The sequence below is a fragment of the Aeromonas sp. INTO2 genome, assembly GCF_049860605.1.
GTDB lineage: Bacteria > Pseudomonadota > Gammaproteobacteria > Enterobacterales > Aeromonadaceae > Aeromonas > Aeromonas caviae.
Genome location: NZ_CP187588.1, coordinates 2,403,628 through 2,423,087 on the forward strand (window position 1 = coordinate 2,403,628; position 19,460 = coordinate 2,423,087).

The window sequence follows — 19,460 nt, forward strand, 5'->3', positions numbered from 1 at the left end:
CACTCTGTTCGGGAGCCGCGCACAGGCGCGCTCCCCCAGCTATCACGCCGTTTCGGAACACTCATGAACGACAACAACAAGAAGCACATTGCGGTGCTGGGCGCCGGCCCCGCCGGCCTGATGGCCGCCTGGCGCCTGCGCCAGGCCGGTTTTGCGGTCACCCTGTTCGAACAGGAGCCGGTCGTGGGCGGCATGTGCGCCACCCAGACCTTCAAGGGGCGCGACGGCGAGTATCGCTTCGACTACGGCGGCCACCGCTTCATCACCAAGAACCCCGAGCTGCTCGCCTTTATCGACGAGCTGATGGGGGACGACCTGCTCCACGCCGAGCGAAAGAGCGTGATCCGCTTTGGCGGGCGTACCTATGACTACCCCTTGAACCTGCCCAACCTGCTCAAGACGGCGCCGCTGGCCCTGATGGCCGGTGCGGTGAAGGATCTGCTGCTGTTGCCCTTTGCCAAGAAGCCCACCGATTTTGCCAAGGCGAGCTTTGCCGAGTGGATCCAGAGCCACTTCGGTCGCACCCTCTACCGCCAGTTCTTCGAGGGCTACACCGGCAAGTTGTGGGGCATCAACCCGGACAAGCTCTCCGCCGACTGGGCTGGCCAGCGCATCAGCCTGATCGATCTCAAAGACGTGGCGCGCCGCCTGTTGCCAAGGCGCAACGGCAGCATGTCGGTGCGCACCTATGCCCGCAAATATCGTTATCCAAAGTATGGCTTTGGCCAGATCTTCACCACCCTGGGGGAGCGGCTGGTGACAGAGGGCGTCACACTCAAGACCGGCGCCACCATCACCCGTCTCGAGCAGGCTGATGGCCGCATTGAACGGGTGTATTGGAAACAAGATGACGTGGAGCAGAGCGAGCGCTTTGATCAGGTGATCTCCACCCTGCCGCTGCCGCTCACCTGCCAGCACCTGGGCTTGCCGTGCGATCTCCACTACCGGTCGCTTCGCTTCGTCAATATGCCCCTCAAACAGGAGAACCTGTCGGACAACACCTGGCAGTACCTCTCCGACCCCCATATTCTGGCCACCCGCTTGCAGGAGCCGCGCCGGCGCAGCCCCTTTATGGCGCCACAGGGGCAAACATCCGTGATGCTGGAGATCCCCTGCAACCCGGGGGATGCCACCTGGCAGGCACCGCTCTCTGATCTGCGCGGCCGGGTCACCGCCGATCTCGACAGCCTCGGCGTCGATACCCAGAAGCTCGGCGATGAGACATTCGAAGCGCGCAGTGAATACGCCTATCCGCTGATGGATCTGGGTTATCAGGCCCGCCGCAACGAAGCCATCAAGGCGCTGATGCCGATAGGCAACCTCATCATGACCGGCCGTCAGGGGACATTCCGCTACATCTTCACCGACACCGCCATGGAGATGGGGATGATGGCCGCAGACATGGTGATCGACGGGGTGGACAGACGTCACGCCATCTTCAATCATCGCAACGAAAATACCGTCATTGAAACCCAGAGCGTGGCCTGACCGCGCCATTGGCATAAGTAAGGAGAACAGGATGACCATCCGCCCGGGTTTACTTGCCCTCACCCTGCTGCTGACCCTGAGCGGGCAGGCGCAGGCTTACTCCTACGCCGCCGCCGGCAAGGAGCCGCTGATCGATGCCCGCGAGGCACTGCTGGGCGCAGCCACTGACGGCAAGGATGCCAGTGCCACCTTGAGCGACATCGCCGAGGAGCTGACCTATCTGGAAGAGCACCACAAGGTCGAGCTGCAAGCACCGCTGGCAGCCGCCATCAAGGCCAAAGACGCCGCAGCCACCGCCGCCCTGCTCAACCGGGCCTACAAGGCGGAGATCGAGCGCCGCCTCGAGGGGGCCAGCCAGAACCTTGGCGACTACCAGACCGCCAAGGTGCTGGTGGTCAAGAGCAAGCGCTTCTTGGATTTGATCCTCCCCTCCCTGAATGAAGGAGATCGCAAGGCCGCCGAACAGGCGCTGGCCAAGGTGCTGGATGCCATCGGCAACCCTGGGGTATTCGGGGTGGGAGCCAAGCCCGCCGACGCCGCCGCTTTCACCGAGGCCGAAGAAGCGCTGATGGCCGTACTGGCACCGCTTTGATGGCCACCAGCCCATCATTGCGCCAATTCGTTGTGACAAACGGTGGGTTTCGCTGCACTCTCCCCACCCTACGCACGGCCTGCCGATAGATGCACCCGGACGCCGGTTTGCCCCCTTCTCCCCTTGCGGGAGAAGGGCTGGGGATGAGGGGGAAGGCAACGTATCGGCGTTGGGCTTCCACCAGCTCAATCACCATGTGGCTGCTTGCCCTGCTGCAACTGGCCTGGCTTGGCTGGCTGCTGACCTTCCCCGTGGCGCTCGATTCCGACGATGCCCTCAACTTTGCCCACGGGGTGGTGCGCTTTAGCGTGCTGGAGTTCTCCCCCCACTTTCCGGGCTACCCCGCCTTTATCTGGCTGGCGCGGCTGATCAATCTGGCGGTGGACGAGCCGGCCCGCGCGGTGCAGTGGGCCAGCCTCTTGGGGAGCAGCTTGCTGGCGCCGCTCGCCGCCTTCCTCGCGGCCAGATTGTGGCAGCGGCCCAGCCTGCTGGCGCCTGTCTGGCTGTTGGTATTGGCCCTGCCGCTCACCCCGACGCTCGCCCTCTCCGGCCTGTCCGACGGGCCGGCGCTGGCCGCCTGGCTGGGCGCGCTCCTGGCTTTGCAACAGCGCAAGATAGCGCTGGCGGGTCTGCTGTTGGGCCTCATGCTGGCGCTGCGCCCCTCCTACTTCGTGCTGGCCCTGCTGCCCCTTTGGCTGGGGATGGCGCAGCAGGGCACGCGCGTCAGGTTTGTGCTCCCCATCGCGCTGGTGGGGCTAGCCTGCCTGCTGTTTGTCTGGCAGGCCGATGGCTGGGCCTATTTCAGCGAGGGGCGGCGCTTTACCGACGGCCACTTTACCCTGTGGGGCAACACGGCGGCGGCCCACGGGGATCGACTGCTGAGCTGGGCGAATACCTTCAACGATCAGCTCACCCCGCTCTGGCCCCTCTTGATGGGAGCCTTGCTGATACTGCCACTCTGGCAACGGTCAAAAGATCACAATGCGACCCCCTCCGTGCTCTGGACGCTCTACTGGCTCGCCCTGCTGCTCTGGACCCTGTTTGGCCAGAATCCGGACAATCCCCGCCATCTGGCGCCCATCACTCTGCTCGGCCTCGTGCTGCTGGCAGGCTGGCTGCCGCGCCGGGGCGAGCTGACAGCCATGCTGGGAGCCCTGTTGCTGCTGCTCTGCACCCTCACCCCACCGGTGGCACCAGCCATGACCCGCGCCGCCAGACTGGCCGAACAAACGTGCCCGGCGCTGGTGACCCAGTGGGGAGTGAGGCTGCTTAGGGAAACCACAACCCTGCCCGTCACCGACGGCTGGTACCGGGGGGATGCCGCCCTTGCGCTCACCCAGGGGGCCTGCCGCCTCAGCCGCCGCCCCCTGGGGGCAGAGGCGCTACCAGGCCCTTATGACACCCTCTGGTTTGCCCCCCGCTTTCACGCCGAACCCGGCCTCTGGCTCGCCCTGCCCCGCTAAACCGGGCGCTTGCGAGGGCATCGCTCGACTCGTCTACACTCACAGCCGGGTCTGTCAGGAACCAGTGCAATGGAAAGAAACACGAGCGGAACCGGGGAGGGGATCCGGGTCGCGCTGGCCCTGTTGCTGGCCTGCGCCCTGCTGATGCTGCCGCTCTGGTGGCAGGGGGGCAGCCAGGGGCACGATCTGTTCCACCACCTGCTATCCGGCCACTACTTTGCCCGCCAGCTCTGGCAGGGGGAACTCTATCCCCGCTGGCTGATGGCCATGAACGGCGGCTTCGGTAGCCCCACCTTCTTCTTCTATCCCCCGCTCCCCTACTACGTCAGCGCCCTCTTTGCCGGGCCCGGTGCCCACCCCCAGCAAGCCATCTACCCTTTGCTTGGCAGCGCCACCCTGGCCCTGCTGCTCTCCGGGGTGTTTGCCTATCTGTGGCTGCGTGCCACCACGCCCCCTGGCCGGGCCCTGGCCGCCAGCCTGCTCTATCTGGCGCTGCCCTATCATGTCGCCATGGATCTCTATGCCCGCTTCGCCCTGGCGGAGTTCTGGGCCTTCGCCTGGGCTCCCCTTATCCTGCTGGGGCAGGATCTCGCCCACCGCGGACGACCTCAGGGGTTGCCCCTGCTGATCCTGGGGCTGGCGCTGCTGGCCTTCTCCCACCTCCCCAGCCTCTTGCTCATGATGGGGCTGGTCACCTTGCGCGCCTTCTGGTTCGCCAGACGCACCCGCACTCTGACGCCCTGCTGGCAAGCCCTCGGCGCCCAGGGTGTGGGGCTTTGCATGGCAGCCGCCCTGCTGCTGCCCGCCCTGGCGGATCAGGAGGCCATCTCCATGGAGCTGATGCGTGGCGGCATGTTCGACTACAGGCGCAACTTTCTCGACCGCCTGCCCAGCGCCTGGGAGGACTGGCGTTTTCGCGGTCACCTGGCGTGGCAGAGCATGCTGACCCTGGTCCTGCTGCTCATCGCCTGGGCCGCCGCCCGGGAGCCGCGCCACCCCGAGCTGCTGTGCTGGGGGGCGATCGGCGTCGTCGCCTTCCTGATGATGCTGCCCCCGAGCCAGCCTCTCTGGAGCCTGCTTCCCCCCTTGCAGCGGGTGCAGTTTCCCTGGCGGCTCAACCTGGTGCTCGCCCTTGCCACGGTCGCCGTGGTGGCGCTCGGCACCCAGCCCCATCGTCTCTGGCAGGGGCTCTGGTGGGGAGTATTTCTGCTGCCCCTCCTCTCCACCCTGGCCTATGTGCGTCACGCCCCCCTCACCCAGGCCCCCGAACGGGAGGCCATGGCATTCGAGTTCGACAGCAAGCGCAGTGCCCGGGAATACAGGCCAAGGCAGGTGCCGGGGGGCATGTTCGCCCCGACCCTGCTCGCCTGGAAGGAGGAGTTCCAGCCGCCTGTCAGCACCGAACCGCCAGGCGCAAGCTGGACCCTGACCCGCTGGCAACCCCGCGCCCTGGCGCTGGAGGTCAAGGCCCGGGTGCCGACCCGGCTGGTCCTGCACCAATACCATTACCCCGGCTGGGAGGCCCGCCTCGACGGGCACCTGACGCTGACAGTGAGCGCCAATCGCCAGGGGTTGATGCAACTCTGGGTTCCGGCGGGCCACCACAACCTCACCCTGACCCTGGCGGCACGCTGGCCGGAGCGCACCGGCAATGCCCTCTCCCTGCTCGGATGGCTTGCCTGGCTCTGGCTGCTCTGGCGCCACACCAGACAAAAGGGCATCGGGCAGGATGCACCTGATCGCGCCCGCCAAAACTGATAGACTCAACACCTGCCTCTTAACCCGGCCCAGCCCACGACTCGGATACCCTATGCCCCAAGCCAGCTCCCTCTCCCCCCGTTTCCTCTTCATCCTGCTCGGCGCCCTGGCGGGCCTGACTCCCCTCGCGGTGGACATGTATCTGCCCGCCATTCCCGCCATCGCCCGGGATCTGGCTACCAGCATCGACGGCGCCCAGCTCACCATCAGCGCCTTCCTGGGGGGCTTTGCCATCGGCCAGCTCTTTTACGGGCCGCTCGCCGACAGCTTCGGCAGAAAGCCGGTGATCCTGGCGGGCCTGACGATGTTTGCCGTGGCCTCCGTGGGCTGCGCCATGGCGGACTCCCTGCCTGAGCTCCTCGCCTGGCGCATGTTGCAGGCCGCAGGGGGCGCCGCGGGTTCCGTGGTGGTCAACGCCCTGCTGCGCGACCTGTTCGAGAAGGATGCGTTTTCCCGCGCCATGTCCTTCGTCATCCTGGTGATGACCCTCGCCCCCCTGGTGGCCCCCGTGGTGGGGGGGTACATCAGCGCTCACAGCGACTGGCGGGCCATCTTCTGGCTGCTGGTGGCCATCAGCCTGCTCATCTGCCTGGTGATGCAGTGGAAGATTGAGGAGACCCTCAAACCCGAGCACAAGCAGCCCCTGCGACTCGGGCAGGTGCTTCGCAACTACTGGGGGGTGCTCTCCCACCGTGGTGCCATGGGCTATGTGCTGTGCGGCGCCCTGTCGAGTTCCGGCATGTTCGCCTTCCTGAGCGCATCCCCCTATGTCTACATCGAGTATTTCAAGGTGCCGACCGAGCACTACGGCTGGCTCTTTGGCCTCAACATCCTGCTGATGATGGTGGTCACCTTCGCCAACAGCCGGCTGGTGAAAGGGGTGGGTGCCGAGCGCATGCTGCGATACGGCCTGACCGTGCTGCCGCTGGCCGGGGCCCTGCTCATCTACAACGCCTGGAGCCAGACTGGCGGCCTGTGGGGCATCGTCATCCCCGTCGTGCTCTTCGTCGGCCACATCAGCCTGGTGGGGGCCAACGCCATGACCGGCCTGATGGGCCACTTCCCCCAGTCCGCAGGCACCGCCTCGGCACTGGCGGGCACCCTGCGCTTTGGCCTTGGGGCCCTGGTGGGGGTCCTGGTCAACCTCAATCCCCCCGAATCGCCGCTCCCCATGGCCATCGCCATCGCCGGTTGCGGCCTGGGGTCGGCCCTCAGTTACTGGCTGCTGAGCGGCAAGCGCGTCCCCTGATGCCCTGCAATGAAAAAGCCCTGTCCATGGACAGGGCTTCTTGCATCGGGGCGCAGGCCTCAGTCATCGGCCTGCAACCCGCTGCGCGCCAGGATCTCGCTCTCCAGCCCATCCAGGCTTAGCTGGTTCTTCTTGCGCCAGTAGGCCTCAATCCCCTCCTGCCCCTGGCGTGCCGACCAGTTGGCGAGATCCTCCCTGTCCCCCTGATAGTCAAACAGGGGCACCGACATGCCGCACGACGTCTGGACCCGTTCAATGTCCAGCAGGAAGATCTGACGAGCCGCCACGCTTGGGGGGAACAGCGCCAGCAACGACGGCCACTGCGGATCAGTGCGGTGCAGCACCCGTGCCTGGCCATAGGCCCGCAGAATAAGCGGCGCCCCCTCGAAGGCGCAAAACATCACCGTCATGCGCGGCTGTTGCAGCACCTGGGCCGCGGACTCGTTGCCGCTGCCGGTCAGGTTGAGCCAGGCCAGGGTGTGGGCATCGAGGACGCGCAGCGAATCCCCGCCCTTGGGGGAGAGATTGACCGATCCCTTCGCGGCTGCCGTACCGACGAAGAAGATCTTCTGCCCCTCGATAAAGGTGACATGGCGCGGCAAAAGCGCCTCGAACAGTTGTCCCATCCTGCCTCTCCCTGGTGCCTGGAACCGGGTTGCCTAAAACAGGGCGCTGTTGAGCCACAGGTGCGCCCCTATGCCGACCATATAACCAAGCAAAATGGCAGGCAACCACTTGAGGTGCCCGACGAAGGTATACATGCCCCTGGCCTGCCCCATCAGGGCCACCCCGGCGGCGGAGCCGACCGAAAGCAGACTGCCCCCCACCCCGGTGGTCAATGTCACCAGCAGCCACTGCCCCGTGCTCATCTGCGGCTCCATGGAGAGCACGGCGAACATCACCGGAATGTTGTCGATCAGGGCGGAGAGCAGGCCGATGGCGACGTTGGCCAGGGTCGGATCGCCACCGTCATAGAGGAAATGGGAGGCAAGCGCCAGATACCCCATAAACCCGAGACCGCCGACGCACATCACCACCCCGTAGAAGAAGAGCAGGGTGTCCCACTCCGCCTTGGCAATCTTGTTGAACACATCGAACGGCACCACCGAGCCCAGACGCAGCAGCCTGGCCTCGTCCCCGGTGCGCTCATACAGCGCCCGTGCCCGGGCCAGGGTGACGGGCTGGGTCTTTCGCAGATAGAAACTGAAAAATTGCAGGTAGCCCAGCCCCATCATCATGCCGAGCACGGGGGGCAACCCCAGGAAATGATGGCAGGCGACGGCGGTCACTATGGTGAGCACAAAGAGCAGCACGATGACAACGGCGCCGCGCCTTGGCACCACCATCTCGCCCGGCATGGCGGGCACCAGACGGGGCACCATCAGGCTCATCAGGGTGGCCGGCACCAGGAAGTTGAGCAGGGCGGGGATGAAGAGCAGCAAGAACTGCTGGAACGGCACCTTGCCCGCCTGCCACACCATCAGGGTGGTGATGTCGCCAAAAGGGCTGAAGGCGCCACCCGCATTGGCCGCCACGACGATGTTGATGCAGGCCAGGTTGATGAAGCGGCGCTCCCCGTTGGCCACGTTGAGCACCACTGAGCACATCAGCAGCGCCGTGGTGAGGTTGTCCACCACGGGGGAGATGAAAAAGGCGAGAAAACCGGTGAGCCAGAAGAGCGTGCGCAGGCTGAAGCCCGCCTGCACCAGGCGTACCCGCAGCACGGCGAACAGCAGCCTGTCCTCCATGGCGTTCACATAGGTCATGGCCACCAGCAAGAAGAGCATCAGCTCGGCATACTCCAGCAGGTTGTGCCGAAACCCGGCCTGAACCAGCTCGCTGTGCCCCTGCCCCGTATAGACCAGGCCGATGGCTATCCAGATGATGCCGGCGGCCACCAGCACCGGCTTGGACTTTCGCAGCTTCAGGTACTCCTCGGCCATCACCAGGGCATAAGCTAGGGCGAAGATGGCGAGGGCGAAGAGCCCGACCCCGCTGTGGGTCAGATCGAGGGGGCCGTTGCCCGCAGCGGCGGGGGCACTGAGCAGGGCCGCCCCGGGCACGAGGCGAAGGAGTCCAGACATGGCGGCATCTCCTGGCAGGCGTCTGGCATTGAGGCTAGCAGCGCAAAGGGAAGCCGCCCTCCTTGTCATCCTGATGAGCGGCCCGCCGCGGGCTCTCAGGCAAACATGAGCGAGGCCCGTTGCCGGGCCCCGTCATCAGGAGGTCTTCTTGCCAAAACCCGATTGCTTGAGGGTGTAGCCTGCGCTGTTTTGCCAGGCATCCAGCCCGCTTCGGTTGTTGCCCGCCACCAGGCTCGCGGCCAGGCTCGGGCTGTTGAAGAGCTGATCGGCGGTAAAGATGAAGCCCCCTTCGGGGTGGGGAGTGAGCACCCCCTTGCCCAGCAGCTCCTGGCGCAGCTCGATCACCGCCTCGCGCAGGGAAGCCGCATCCTCGCCGTTGGCGGTGGAGCCCGCCTGAACCATGAAACCGGGGTTTTGCCGCTTGCCCACCGGATAACCATGGGCCTCTGCCCCCTTGCCGTTGAAGTGGTAGAGCTCTCGCTCCCCCGGCTTGTTGTCGGAGAGGGCCTTTTGCAGGGTCATCAGCTCGTTGTAGATATCGATGGGGACCACGGCAGCCTGCTTGACGCCCTTGCTGTCGACGATAAAACTGACTTGCTTGTGTAACATCCTTGCTCATCCTGTGACCCATGGAAGGCCCTATTCTAACCACCTCAGGCAAGCGGGATCCAGCGAGGATCCCCATCCCTTTTGCAGGCGCGATCACTAACTGGCATAGTGACGGACATTGTGAAAGCCATTGACCATCAAACGGTTATCCCATGCTTAGCCTGCGCAACCTCTGTAAACGCTTCGCCAACGGCGGCGAGACGCTCCCCCTGTTTGAGGGGCTGGATCTCGCCCTCACCCCGGGGGAAACCTGCCTGCTGCTGGGGCAAAGCGGCTGTGGCAAGTCCACCCTGCTCAACCTCATCGCCGGTCTCATCGCCCCGGACGAGGGGGAGATCTGGCTGGAAGAGACCCGCCTCGACACCCTGCCGACAGACGAGCGGGCCCACCTGCGTGGCCGCCATTTCGGCATCGTCTATCAGGATTTCAACCTGCTGCCGACCCTGACCGTGGCCGAGAACCTCGCCCTGCCCCTTCAGATAAACAACCTGCCCCAGGACGATGGGCGCCTCGATGCCCTGCTCGCGCGCCTTGGCATGAGCCACAAACGCCACGCCTGGCCGGAACAGCTCTCCGGCGGCCAGCGCCAGCGGGTGGCGCTGGCCCGCGCCCTCATTCATCAGCCCCGTTGGCTGCTCGCCGACGAACCCACCGGGAGCCTTGATGAACACAACGCCGAGCAGGTGATGGCCCTGATGATGGCGGCGGTGCGCGATACTGGCGCCGGTCTCTTGCTGGTGAGCCACAACCCGGGCTATGGCGACCTGGCGGATCGGGTGCTGCGCCTTGAAGGGGGGCAGCTGGTCGAGCTCAAGGGGCGCCGCCATGGCTGACGTCTGCCGGGGGGCCTGCTGATGTTGCCGCTCAAGGCGCTGCTGCGCCTCTATCGCGCTCACCCCTGGTTGCTCTTGATGAGCCTGGCCGGGCTCACCCTCGGGGTCACCCTGGTGGTGGCCATCGAGCTCTTGAACCACAGCGCCCGCACCAACTTCGTCGCCGCCCGCAGCCAGCTCGCCGGGGAGGCCAACTACCGCCTGGCCCCCCAGGGTGGCCTGGATGAGCAAGTCTACGTGAGGCTGGTGCGAAGCCAGCCGAACCTTGACGCCATGCCAGAGCTTCACGCCTGGCTCAAGGACGAGCAGGGGCGCAGCTTCCAGTTGCTGGGGATGGATCTCTTCAACCCCGGCCCCCTGCGCCGCCTCTTTGGCGATGCGCCAGACAGCCAACCCGATGTCTCGTTGAATCGCGCCGACAGCGTCTGGCTGGCCGCCCCCGAGGCGAGGCGCCTTGACTGGCAACCGGGCCAGTCGCGAACCTTTGTGCTGGGGGATGAGGGGCAACGCCCCCTGACCCTGACCCTGGCGGGCACCTTCGAGCCCGGCGCCGTCCCCATGGAGCGGCTGCTGGTGACCGACATCGGCCTCGCCCAGCCGCTGCTTGGCAAGGAAGGACGGCTCGATCGCATCGTCTTCAAACTCAGCGATGCGCAGGCCAATACCTTGCAAAGAGCCTTGCAGGCGGCCCTGCAATCCTATGCCCCCCATCAGCCCCTCTGGCTTGAGCCCATCAGCCCGGCGCTCGATGCCAGCCAGCTCGGGGATGCGCTGGCCCTGAACCTCACCGCCCTCTCCCTGCTCGCCATGGCGGTGGGATTGTTTTTGGTGTTCAACGCCCAGCGCTTCGTGCAGAGCGTGCGCCGCCCCCTGCTCGCCCAGCTCATCATCCTCGGGATGCCGCCGCGCCGGGTGCTGCGCTGGCTGACTCTGGAGCTCCTGATCCTCGCCACCCTCGGCACTCTGCTCGGGCTGTTGCTGGGGAGCCTGCTGGCCCTCGTCCTGATGGGGCAGCTCACCCAGGCGCTGGCCGACCTTTATGGCCCCAATCCCATCGACCTGCTGCGCCTCTCCCCCGCCAGCCTTGGCAAGGCGCTGGTGATTGGCCTTCTGGGGATGCTTGCCGCCAACCTGCCCGGCTGGTGGCAACTGCTGCGCCAATCCCCCCTTGTGCTGCGAGAGGGCAACAGTCGCCCACCGGCTCACCCCTGGCAACGCCGGGGCCTTGCCATCGCCATCCTGCTGCTGTGCGCCCTGTGTCTATGGTGGCCAGAAACCGGCCTTGGCGGCGCCCTCTTCGTGGCCGGAGGCTGGCTGCTCGCCATGGCCCTCCTGCTGCCCGATGCCCTTCGCTCCTTGCTGGGGCGGCTGCGTGCACGCGGCCCCCTCACCGCCCGGCTCGGGGTGGCAGAAACCCTCTATCACCTGGATCGCACCGCCATCGCGGTGATGGCGCTGCAACTGGCCATCGCCGCGGCCATCGGCATCGGGGTCATGGTGTCGAGCTTTCGCTCGAGCGTGGAGATCTGGCTCGGCCAGCGCCTGGCCGCCGATCTCTACGTCACCGCCCCCAAGGGGGTGGCAGGCAGCAGGGGCGCCCTCGGCGAGCAGACCCTCAACACCATCCTCGCCTCGCCGGACGTGCGCGCCGCCTCCCGCCGCGCCGTACTCCCCGCCCGCTGGCAGGGGCAGCCCATCGAGTGGGCGCAGATGGACTTTATTCCCGAGCTCAAAGCCGCCTATCCGCTGCTGGCCGGACGCTGGCCTGCCACCCCCGACGAGGTGCTGGCGAGCGAACCGCTGACGGTGCGCCTCGGGGTCAAGGTGGGCCAGCGCCTCGAGGTAACCAGCGAGGGGGGACCGAGGGCTTTCACCGTCACCGGCGTTTATCAGGATTACGGCAGCGACAAGGGGCAGATATTGCACGCCTTCGAAGGGGGCAAGGTGCAATCCCTGGCCCTCTTTAGCGACCAGCCGGAGCGCCTCGCCGATCGCCTGCGGGCGCAGTTTGGCGAGGGGGTGAACCTCCTGCCCGCCCCCGCCATCCACGCCGCCGCCCTCAGGGTGTTCGACCAGACCTTCGTGGTGACCGAGCTGCTGAAATTGCTGATCCTGGGGATCGCCTTCGTCGGCATCGGTTCGGCCTTCATGGTGCTGGGGCTGGCCCGGCGCGGCGAGTTGCAGACCCTGCAGAGCCTAGGATTGAGCCCGCGCCACTGCCGCCGCCTGCTGGTGTGGCAGGGGGCGGGCCTCGGGCTGCTCACTGCGCTGTTGGCCCTGCCGGTGGGCTATGGCCTCGCATGGGTGCTGATCGAGGTGGTCAACCCCCGCGCCTTCGGCTGGCGGCTGGCCTTCGAGGCCGCCCCCCTGCACGCCGTCACGGCGCTTCTGCTGGCGCCGGTGTGCGGGGCGCTCGCCTCCTGGTACGCCGCAAGGAGAGTGGTATGAAAAAAATCAACGCGTGGCCGCTGGTGCTGGGGGTTCTCTGGACACTGTATGGCACTGCCGCCACGGCCAGCGATCTGGGTCGCATCCTTGGCGGCGGCAACGATCACTTCAAGAAGGCCCTGCCGGGCCAGTCCATCAACCTGCCCGCGGATCACGGTGCCCACCCCGACTACCGCTCCGAGTGGTGGTATCTCACCGGCAACCTCAAAGACGAGCAGGGGCGCGATTACGGCATGCAGTGGACCCTGTTCAGGCAAGGCATCGAGCAGGAGATAACATCGGAGAACCCCTGGCTTACACCCCAGCTCTGGCTGGCCCAGTTCGCCATCACGGATGTGAGCAAAGGCAGCCACCAGCAGGACGAGCGCACCAGCCGCCAGGGGCCGGGGCTCGCCGGTGCCAGCGGCGGTCAGTATTGGCTGAAAGAGTGGGTGCTGGCCTCTCAGGGCGAAGCGCTTTTTCCCGCCACCCTCAAGGTGCAGAGCAAGGCGGGAGATCTTGATGTGCAGGTGCGCGCCGCCAAGCCGGTGGTGCTGCAGGGCAAACAGGGTTACAGCGAGAAGAGCCCGGGCAACGCCTCCTTCTACTACTCCTACCCGCGCCTGACCATCAGCGGCACCCTGACCCTGGATGGGGAGACTCGCAACGTCACGGGCCAAGGCTGGTTTGATCACGAGTGGAGCAGCTCGGTATTGGCCGAGTGGCAATCGGGCTGGGACTGGTTTTCCCTCCAATTTGACGATGGCCGCGAGCTGATGCTGTTTCGCCTGCGCACCAAGGCAGGGCGCACCGAGCCGGAGAACCGCTACGGCATCCTGATTGAGCGGGACGGCAGCAGCCGGGTGCTGAGCCCAGATCACATCCGCCTCACCCCCGGCAAAACCTGGCGCGGCCCCAAGGGACAACCCTACCCCATCGAGTGGCAGCTGGCAGCCGCCGATATGAGGCTCACCATCCAGGCGCGCCAGCCCAATCAGGCCATGACGGGGCGTTTTGACTACTGGGAAGGGGCGGTCTTAGTCTCGGGGGACGCCAAAGGCGTCGGCTATCTGGAAATGACGGGATATTGACCGCCTTGAAATCAGATCGCCTTCAAAAAATCATTCAGATTCCATGCTTTAGGGAAAGTGCGAACAAGTATCCCACGAACAAAAAATAAAAATTTTAGTCATTTAATATCAATGGGTTACCAGTAAATGCTCTCGTGCCATATGACTTATTCGCACCTTCCCTATCTCGCCGCCTGATCCACCAGATAGAGGATGCTGTGATAGGGAATGCCGGCGTGCTGGCTGAGCCCCATTTCACAGGTGCGGCTATTGCTGAATCCCTGACGGCAACCCCTGGGCACCTGGGCGGGCAGGCTGGCAAGCGCCGCGGCGTTGAGCTCCGGGGTCATCAACCCCTTGTCGCCGGCAAAGCCACAGCACTGGATATGCTCAGGCACGATCACCTCCCGGGCACAGGCGCGGGCCACCGCCAGCATCTTATCGCCGAGCCCCATGCGCCGACTGCTGCAGGTGATATGGAGCATCACGGTTTCATTGATGGGTGTCAGCTCAAGGTGGGGCAGCAGGTGTCCCAGCACAAAAGCGGAGGGCTCGAACACCCGAAGGCCCTTGCCGAACGCCCCCGACAGCAGTCGCTGCACACAGGGGCTGGTGTCAAGCAACACGGGCCAGCGCCCCTGCTCGCTTGCCTGCCACAGGGCCTCGGCCAGCTCATTACGCTTGGCCTCAGCGACCTCTGCCATCCCCTTGCTGTCATAGGGCATGCCGCAGCAGAGCCCCTCAACTCTCGCCGGCACTATCACCCGGCAGCCCGCCTTCTTGAGCAGGGATTGCACTACGTCCGGCAGTGACGGGGCCTCCTGCTGCTGGCCAAATACCCGGCTCGCGCACGACGGCAGATAAACCACGGCGCGATCCCCTCCAATGTCCTCGCTGGATCCGCTATGGCTCCCCTCCCCTTGCGGCCACTGGTAGCGGCTCGGCCCCGGCAGGGTCGGCAGCCATGCGGGGGTACGCTGGCCGCTGAGCTTGCGCACGCGCCCTACCAAGCCTGCCAGCGCTTTATCTCCGAGCAGCTTGCCGGCAATGCCCTTGAGCCCGAGGGCACTGCGCGCCGTGCGGGTGACGCTGGCGAAGTGATCGGCGCTCCAGCGGGCGATGGGCACAAAGCGCTGGTACTTGTCAGCGCGCAGCTTCTTGATGAGCGCTCCGGTGTTGATGCCGACCGGGCAGCGATCGGCGCACAGCCCGGTGGCGGCGCAGGTGTCGATGCCCTGATAGTCAAACAGCCGGGCCAGCTGGTTGGAGGGCTCATCGGCACGATTGCGGCGGGCCAGTTCGCGATAGAGCACGATGCGCTGCCGTGGCGACAGTGACAGGGTGCGCGAGGGGCAGACCGCCTCGCAAAAGCCGCACTCTATGCACGGATCCACGATGGCATCGCTCGCCGGCATGGGTTTGAGGTGGGCCAGGTGGGCCTTGGGGTCGTCGTTGATGATGACGCCGGGATTGAGCAGGCCATCGGGGTCGAGCAGCGCCTTGATGCGGCGCATCAGCGCCATCCCCTCCGGCCCCCATTCCAGTTCCACATAGGGGGCCATGTTGCGCCCGGTACCGTGCTCGGCCTTGAGCGACCCGCCAAAGCGCACGGCGACGAGCTCCGCCACCGCATCCATAAAGGCACCGTAGCGGGCCACCTGCGCCGGATCATCGAACCCCTGGGTAAAGACGAAGTGCAGGTTCCCCTCCAGCGCGTGGCCAAAGATGATGGCTTCACCGTATTCGAAGCGATCGAACAGTTGCTGCAGCCCCGCCACCCCTTCGGCCAGACGCTCGATGGGAAAGGCGACATCCTCAATGATGACGGTGGTGCCGGTGGTGCGCACCGCCCCCACCGCCGGGAAGAGCCCCTTGCGAATGGCCCAGAGCCCAGCACTGTCGCCGGTAAAGGGCACAGAGGCGACCTGGGCGAACTCGGCCGCCATGGCCATCACCTGCTCGCAGCGATCCACCAGCTCCTCTTTCGATTCCCCATGCACTTCGATCAGCAAGGCGCAGGCAGCCAGGTCCAGCGTCTTGATAAAGTCCGGCAGGCCGGGCTTGCCCGCGACCGAGCAAAGGGATCGTCCATCCATCAGCTCCACCGCCGCCACCGGCGCACTTTTCAGGCGCGAGGTGGCCAGACAGGCCTGCTCGGCGTCCCGGAACACCAGCAGGGCCGAGGCCTTGTGGGGGTATTCGGGCACGGTATCGAGCACCACCTCGGCGATAAAGCCGAGGGTCCCCTCCGAGCCAATCATCAGGTGGGTGAGGATATCGACGGGGTCCTCATGGTCGAGCAGGGCGTTGATGGCGTAGCCGGTGGTGTTCTTGAGCCGGTACTTGTGGCGGATCTTGGCGGCAAGCTCGGCGTTCGCCAGCACCTCGGCGCGCAGGGCGGCAAGCCCCGCCAGCAGCTCCGGGCGCCTGGCCGTAAAGGCGGCGCGGCTTTGCGGATCGCCACTCTCCAGCACGGTGCCATCGGCCAGCAGCAGGGTCATGGCGTGCAGGGTGTGGTAGCTGTTGTGGGCGGTGCCGCAGCACATGCCGCTCGCGTTGTTGGCGGCGATGCCGCCCAGCTTGCAGGCATTGATGGAAGCGGGATCCGGCCCAATCTTGCGCCCCAGAGGGGCCAGATAGCGGTTGGCATCGGCGCCGATCACCCCGGGTTGCAGGGCGATGCGGGCCCCCTCGTCCAGAATGCGGTGGCCGCGCCAGCTGTCGGTCAGGGTGATGAGCACCGAATCGCTCAGGGCCTGGCCCGAGAGACTGGTGCCGGCGGCGCGAAAGGTGCACGGCAGACCCAGTTCGCGGCACACCGACAGCACGAAGCGCACTTCATCCAAAGAGTCGAGGCGCACGATGCGCTCGGGCACCAGCCGGTAGAAGCTGGCGTCCGTGCCGTGGGCCAATCGCAAGTCCGGGTCGCGCACCAGGCGCTCCTGCGGGATGCGCGAGAGCACGGCGGCGTCAAATTCATTCCAGCGCATCAGCAATCCTCCACCAGTACGACCAAGAGACGGCTCGGGCCATGGGCGCCGTAGGCCAGGGTTTGCTGGATGTCGGCGGTCTTGGAGGGGCCGGAGACCAGCAGCAGATTGGTGGGCATGGCCTGCTGCCAGCGCCCGGCCGCCACCAGCCCCGCCAGGTTGTCGGCGATGGTGGAAGCCGCCAGCAGGGCGATATGGCAGGGGGGCACCAGGGACAAGGTGCGCGGCTCGCCGCCATCGGGCAGCAACACCAGGGTGCCGGTGTCGGCGATGGCGCCCGCGCAGTGGGTAATGCCCGCCTGACAGACGTCAAACAGATCGTCTTTCCAGCTCGCGAACTCGCCAGAGGGGGTCAACACAGATCGCCCGGCGCAGGAGGCCGCAACCGCCGCCTGCCAGCGGCCACCCTGGCCACAGGCCAGACTCGTCACGCCCTCTTCATCCAGCCAGGCGCTCAGATCCCGGGCAAGGGTTGCTTCCTTGACGGTGAGGATCTCGGCGTGGCTGGCTCTGATCCCGGCAACAAAGCGCTCACGCCGCGCCTGTTCATCCTCCCCGCGCCAGGGCTGCCAGCCATGGGGGGCGTGGGCCATGGGGGTGGCGGCGCCGCGCAGGCGGCTTAATATGGCCTCTTTGCTCGACATCTCAGGACTCCTTCTTCTTCTGGCGCAACAGGGCGTGCAGGCTCTGGGGGGCGGGTTTGGGAGCTTCGCGGCACTGGGTCCAGGGGCCCAGGTGTTTGGGCATCAAGCCCCGCAAGCGACCGGCCACCCCGGTTGCGGCGTGGTAGAGGCGCGGGTGGGTGGCGGCGAAGGCAAAGCCCTGCATGGCGAGGGTCTCGAGCCGGCTCCTGGCCGCCCCCTGCCCCGCCAGCGGTTCGTGACCGGGCTGTGCGTCGTGCTTGGCCTCCCGGCGCAGGCGCTGCAACATGTCGGGAATGGGGATGCGCACCGGGCACACCTCGCCGCAGGCACCGCACAGGCTCGATGCGGTCACCAGATCGCTGGTGCTCTCCAGCCCCAGCAGGTGGGGGGAGATGATTTTGCCGATGGGGCCCGGGTAGATGGTGCCGTAGGCGTGGCCGCCGATGCGGGTGTAGACCGGGCAGTGGTTCATGCAGGCGCCGCAGCGGATGCACTGCAATGTCTTGCGCAGCTCTTCGTCCCGATAAGCCTGGCTGCGGCCGTTGTCGAGCAGCACCAGGTGCACCTCGTCCGGGCCGTCCAGCTCCCCTGCCCGGCGCGGGCCGCTGATGACGTTGAAGTAGGTGGTGATGGCCTGACCGGTGGCCGAGCGGGTCAGGGCGCTGTAGAGGGGCGGCACGTCGCTGAAAAATTCCACCACCTTCTCGATGCCGGTGATGGCCACGTGCACTTTCGGCACAGTAGTGCACATGCGCCCGTTGCCCTCGTTCTCCACCAGACACAGGCTGCCGGTCTCGGCCACCGCAAAGTTGACGCCGGAGAGCCCCATGCCGGCGCGGCGAAACTCTTCGCGCAGGGCCCGCCGCCCGGTCTGGATCAGGGCGTCCACGTCCGTGGTGGGGGTGAAGCCTTCCAGGTTGCTTGCGAAGGTGTCGCTCACCTCCTGCTTGTTCTTGTGGATGGCGGGCATGATGATGTGGGACGGGGTGTCGCCGTCGAGCTGGACGATAAACTCCCCCATGTCGCTCTCAAGGCAGCGGATGCCGTGGCGCGCCATCTCGTGGTTGAACCCCACCTCCTCGCTCACCATGGACTTGCCCTTGACGATGCTGCTCACCCCGTGTTGTTGGGCGATGCGAAGGATGATGGCGTTGGCCTCGGCCGGCGTCTGGGCCCAGTGCACCCGGATGCCGTTGCGCTCACAGTTGGCTTCGAGCTGCTCCAGCAGGTCCGGCAGACGCGAGAGACAGCGCTGGCGGATTTGCTCCGCCGCATCGCGCACCGCCGCTTCTTCGGCCGGGTCTGCGAAGGCATCCCGGCGCTTGGCGCGCAGGTAATCCATGGCACCGCGAAAATTCTGGCGCAGCACGGGGTCGGCCAGGGCCGCCTCGGCCTGGGGATGGAAGCGTCGCGGCGAATACTTGGCGTGATCAGACATGGGGCTGGGCCTCTTTGGTATGAGCCAAATCGCTAACAGCGGCGCCGTTATGAGCTATTTCGTCACTGTCGGGGCGGCTGTGGGCGAGCAGGAAGCTCGCCAGATGGGTGGCAGGCAAGATCCTGCCCTGATAGGCCAGGGATCCCTTGATGTTCAAGAGGCACCCCCAATCGGCGCTCACCAGGGTGTCGGCGCCGGTGGCCAGCAGGTGGCGGGTCTTGTCCTCCACCATGGCCTGGCTGATGTGGGGGTGACGCACCGAGAAGGTGCCGCCAAAGCCGCAGCACTCGCTCTCGTAGGCCTGTTCATGCAAGGTGACGCCATCGAGCTGCCCCAGCAGGCTGCGGGCCGTGGTGTGTACCTGCATCTCGCGCCGGGCCGAGCAGGAGGTGTGCATGACGATGCTCGCCTCCCCCACCCCGTGCCAGCGCACCCGGCAGACCCGGGCCAGAAACTCGGTGAGCTCGAACACCCGATCGCAAAAATCGGCCACCTTGGGGCTCTCGGGGAAGAGGCGGCGGTAGTGGTGGTGCATCATGCCGCCGCAGGAGCCCGACAGCACCACCACCGGCCAGGGCTCGGGGAAGAGCGCCATCTGGCTTTGCGCCACCTTGCGCGCCTCCTCCTCGTGACCCGAGGTGTAGGCCGGCTGCCCGCAGCAGGTCTGTTTCTCGACAAAGTGCACCCTTATCCCTTCCCGCTCGATCAGGGCGATGGCATCGAGCCCCGCCACCGGGTCGAACAGGTCCACCAGACAGGTGGCGTAGAGATAGACATCGGCCGGCTTGGCCGGGTAGACCCGCATTACCTTCATC

At 66.0% G+C, this 19,460-nt stretch carries 15 protein-coding genes; 8 read left to right on the top strand and 7 right to left on the bottom strand.

From position 1 onward, the window contains the following. Nucleotides 1–63: 63 nt before the first annotated feature. The 5 genes from ACPW74_RS11310 (at nucleotide 64) to ACPW74_RS11330 (ending at nucleotide 6,550) form a co-directional block, all read left to right on the top strand. Nucleotides 64–1,488 (top strand): FAD-dependent oxidoreductase, encoded by a 1,425-nt coding sequence (locus ACPW74_RS11310; protein ID WP_425859168.1) that lies wholly within the window; start codon nucleotides 64–66, stop codon nucleotides 1,486–1,488. Nucleotides 1,489–1,519: 31 nt separating this feature from the next. After that, nucleotides 1,520–2,080: a hypothetical protein gene (locus ACPW74_RS11315; RefSeq protein ID WP_425859169.1), complete on the top strand. Its 561-nt coding sequence runs from the start codon at nucleotides 1,520–1,522 to the stop codon at nucleotides 2,078–2,080. A gap of 200 nt (nucleotides 2,081–2,280) precedes the next feature. Beyond that, nucleotides 2,281–3,543 carry a hypothetical protein gene (locus ACPW74_RS11320; protein WP_425859206.1) on the top strand — a complete coding sequence of 421 codons (1,263 nt, stop codon included), beginning with the start codon at nucleotides 2,281–2,283 and terminating at the stop codon, nucleotides 3,541–3,543. Between the two features lie 69 nt (nucleotides 3,544–3,612). Beyond that, a complete protein-coding gene (locus ACPW74_RS11325) occupies nucleotides 3,613–5,301 on the top strand; it encodes a hypothetical protein (protein WP_425858064.1) in 1,689 nt (562 codons plus the stop codon). 52 nt (nucleotides 5,302–5,353) lie between these two features. Beyond that, nucleotides 5,354–6,550 (top strand): Bcr/CflA family multidrug efflux MFS transporter, encoded by a 1,197-nt coding sequence (locus ACPW74_RS11330; RefSeq protein ID WP_425858066.1) that lies wholly within the window; start codon nucleotides 5,354–5,356, stop codon nucleotides 6,548–6,550. 59 nt (nucleotides 6,551–6,609) lie between these two features. Here the strand turns inward: ACPW74_RS11330 and ACPW74_RS11335 are convergent, their stop codons facing one another. From ACPW74_RS11335 to ACPW74_RS11345, 3 genes are all read right to left on the bottom strand, one after another. Next, the gene (locus ACPW74_RS11335; RefSeq protein ID WP_128345226.1) at nucleotides 6,610–7,176 is read right to left on the bottom strand and encodes a pyridoxamine 5'-phosphate oxidase family protein; all 567 of its coding nucleotides are present in this window, start codon (nucleotides 7,174–7,176) and stop codon (nucleotides 6,610–6,612) included. A 33-nt stretch (nucleotides 7,177–7,209) separates the two neighbouring features. Beyond that, on the bottom strand, nucleotides 7,210–8,634 hold the full coding sequence (gene nhaD / locus ACPW74_RS11340) for a sodium:proton antiporter NhaD (RefSeq protein ID WP_042863679.1): 1,425 nt from the start codon (nucleotides 8,632–8,634) through the stop codon (nucleotides 7,210–7,212). A 135-nt stretch (nucleotides 8,635–8,769) separates the two neighbouring features. Further along, nucleotides 8,770–9,243, bottom strand: a complete 474-nt coding sequence (locus ACPW74_RS11345; RefSeq protein ID WP_048207442.1) for a DUF4357 domain-containing protein — start codon at nucleotides 9,241–9,243, stop codon at nucleotides 8,770–8,772. 152 nt (nucleotides 9,244–9,395) lie between these two features. Here ACPW74_RS11345 and ACPW74_RS11350 point away from each other — a divergent pair, with 152 nt between their 5' ends. The 3 genes from ACPW74_RS11350 to ACPW74_RS11360 are packed head-to-tail and all read left to right on the top strand — an operon-like array spanning nucleotide 9,396 to nucleotide 13,594. Further along, nucleotides 9,396–10,076 carry an ABC transporter ATP-binding protein gene (locus ACPW74_RS11350; RefSeq protein WP_425858068.1) on the top strand — a complete coding sequence of 227 codons (681 nt, stop codon included), beginning with the start codon at nucleotides 9,396–9,398 and terminating at the stop codon, nucleotides 10,074–10,076. Between the two features lie 21 nt (nucleotides 10,077–10,097). Further along, complete coding sequence (locus ACPW74_RS11355) at nucleotides 10,098–12,524, top strand: FtsX-like permease family protein (protein ID WP_425858070.1); 2,427 nt, start codon at nucleotides 10,098–10,100, stop codon at nucleotides 12,522–12,524. Beyond that, entirely contained in the window at nucleotides 12,521–13,594 is a 1,074-nt protein-coding gene (locus ACPW74_RS11360) for a lipocalin-like domain-containing protein (RefSeq protein ID WP_425858072.1), read from the top strand. The genes ACPW74_RS11355 and ACPW74_RS11360 overlap by 4 nt, the downstream gene beginning before the upstream one ends. A gap of 161 nt (nucleotides 13,595–13,755) precedes the next feature. Here the strand turns inward: ACPW74_RS11360 and ACPW74_RS11365 are convergent, their stop codons facing one another. From ACPW74_RS11365 to ACPW74_RS11380, 4 genes are read right to left on the bottom strand one after another with little or no spacing between them, the layout of a single operon-like run. Then, nucleotides 13,756–16,563, bottom strand: coding sequence for an FAD-binding and (Fe-S)-binding domain-containing protein (locus tag ACPW74_RS11365; RefSeq protein ID WP_425858074.1), 2,808 nt, complete (start codon nucleotides 16,561–16,563; stop codon nucleotides 13,756–13,758). Next, a complete protein-coding gene (locus ACPW74_RS11370) occupies nucleotides 16,563–17,207 on the bottom strand; it encodes a LutC/YkgG family protein (RefSeq protein WP_323923159.1) in 645 nt (214 codons plus the stop codon). The genes ACPW74_RS11365 and ACPW74_RS11370 overlap by 1 nt, the downstream gene beginning before the upstream one ends. A gap of 1 nt (nucleotide 17,208) precedes the next feature. Then, nucleotides 17,209–18,645 (bottom strand): LutB/LldF family L-lactate oxidation iron-sulfur protein, encoded by a 1,437-nt coding sequence (locus ACPW74_RS11375; protein ID WP_323923158.1) that lies wholly within the window; start codon nucleotides 18,643–18,645, stop codon nucleotides 17,209–17,211. Next, on the bottom strand, nucleotides 18,638–19,459 hold the full coding sequence (locus ACPW74_RS11380; protein WP_081332092.1) for a (Fe-S)-binding protein: 822 nt from the start codon (nucleotides 19,457–19,459) through the stop codon (nucleotides 18,638–18,640). The genes ACPW74_RS11375 and ACPW74_RS11380 overlap by 8 nt, the downstream gene beginning before the upstream one ends. Between the last annotated feature and the right edge of the window lies 1 nt (nucleotide 19,460).

Coding starts and splice junctions, on each gene's coding strand:
- ACPW74_RS11375 (WP_323923158.1), bottom strand. CDS start 18,645: ATGTCTGATCACGCCAAGTATTCGCCGCGACGCTTCCATCCCCAGGCC.
- ACPW74_RS11360 (WP_425858072.1), top strand. CDS start 12,521: ATGAAAAAAATCAACGCGTGGCCGCTGGTGCTGGGGGTTCTCTGGACA.
- ACPW74_RS11315 (WP_425859169.1), top strand. CDS start 1,520: ATGACCATCCGCCCGGGTTTACTTGCCCTCACCCTGCTGCTGACCCTG.
- ACPW74_RS11355 (WP_425858070.1), top strand. CDS start 10,098: ATGTTGCCGCTCAAGGCGCTGCTGCGCCTCTATCGCGCTCACCCCTGG.
- ACPW74_RS11325 (WP_425858064.1), top strand. CDS start 3,613: ATGGAAAGAAACACGAGCGGAACCGGGGAGGGGATCCGGGTCGCGCTG.
- nhaD (WP_042863679.1), bottom strand. CDS start 8,634: ATGTCTGGACTCCTTCGCCTCGTGCCCGGGGCGGCCCTGCTCAGTGCC.
- ACPW74_RS11380 (WP_081332092.1), bottom strand. CDS start 19,459: ATGAAGGTAATGCGGGTCTACCCGGCCAAGCCGGCCGATGTCTATCTC.
- ACPW74_RS11345 (WP_048207442.1), bottom strand. CDS start 9,243: ATGTTACACAAGCAAGTCAGTTTTATCGTCGACAGCAAGGGCGTCAAG.
- ACPW74_RS11310 (WP_425859168.1), top strand. CDS start 64: ATGAACGACAACAACAAGAAGCACATTGCGGTGCTGGGCGCCGGCCCC.
- ACPW74_RS11335 (WP_128345226.1), bottom strand. CDS start 7,176: ATGGGACAACTGTTCGAGGCGCTTTTGCCGCGCCATGTCACCTTTATC.
- ACPW74_RS11370 (WP_323923159.1), bottom strand. CDS start 17,207: ATGTCGAGCAAAGAGGCCATATTAAGCCGCCTGCGCGGCGCCGCCACC.
- ACPW74_RS11365 (WP_425858074.1), bottom strand. CDS start 16,563: ATGCGCTGGAATGAATTTGACGCCGCCGTGCTCTCGCGCATCCCGCAG.
- ACPW74_RS11330 (WP_425858066.1), top strand. CDS start 5,354: ATGCCCCAAGCCAGCTCCCTCTCCCCCCGTTTCCTCTTCATCCTGCTC.
- ACPW74_RS11350 (WP_425858068.1), top strand. CDS start 9,396: ATGCTTAGCCTGCGCAACCTCTGTAAACGCTTCGCCAACGGCGGCGAG.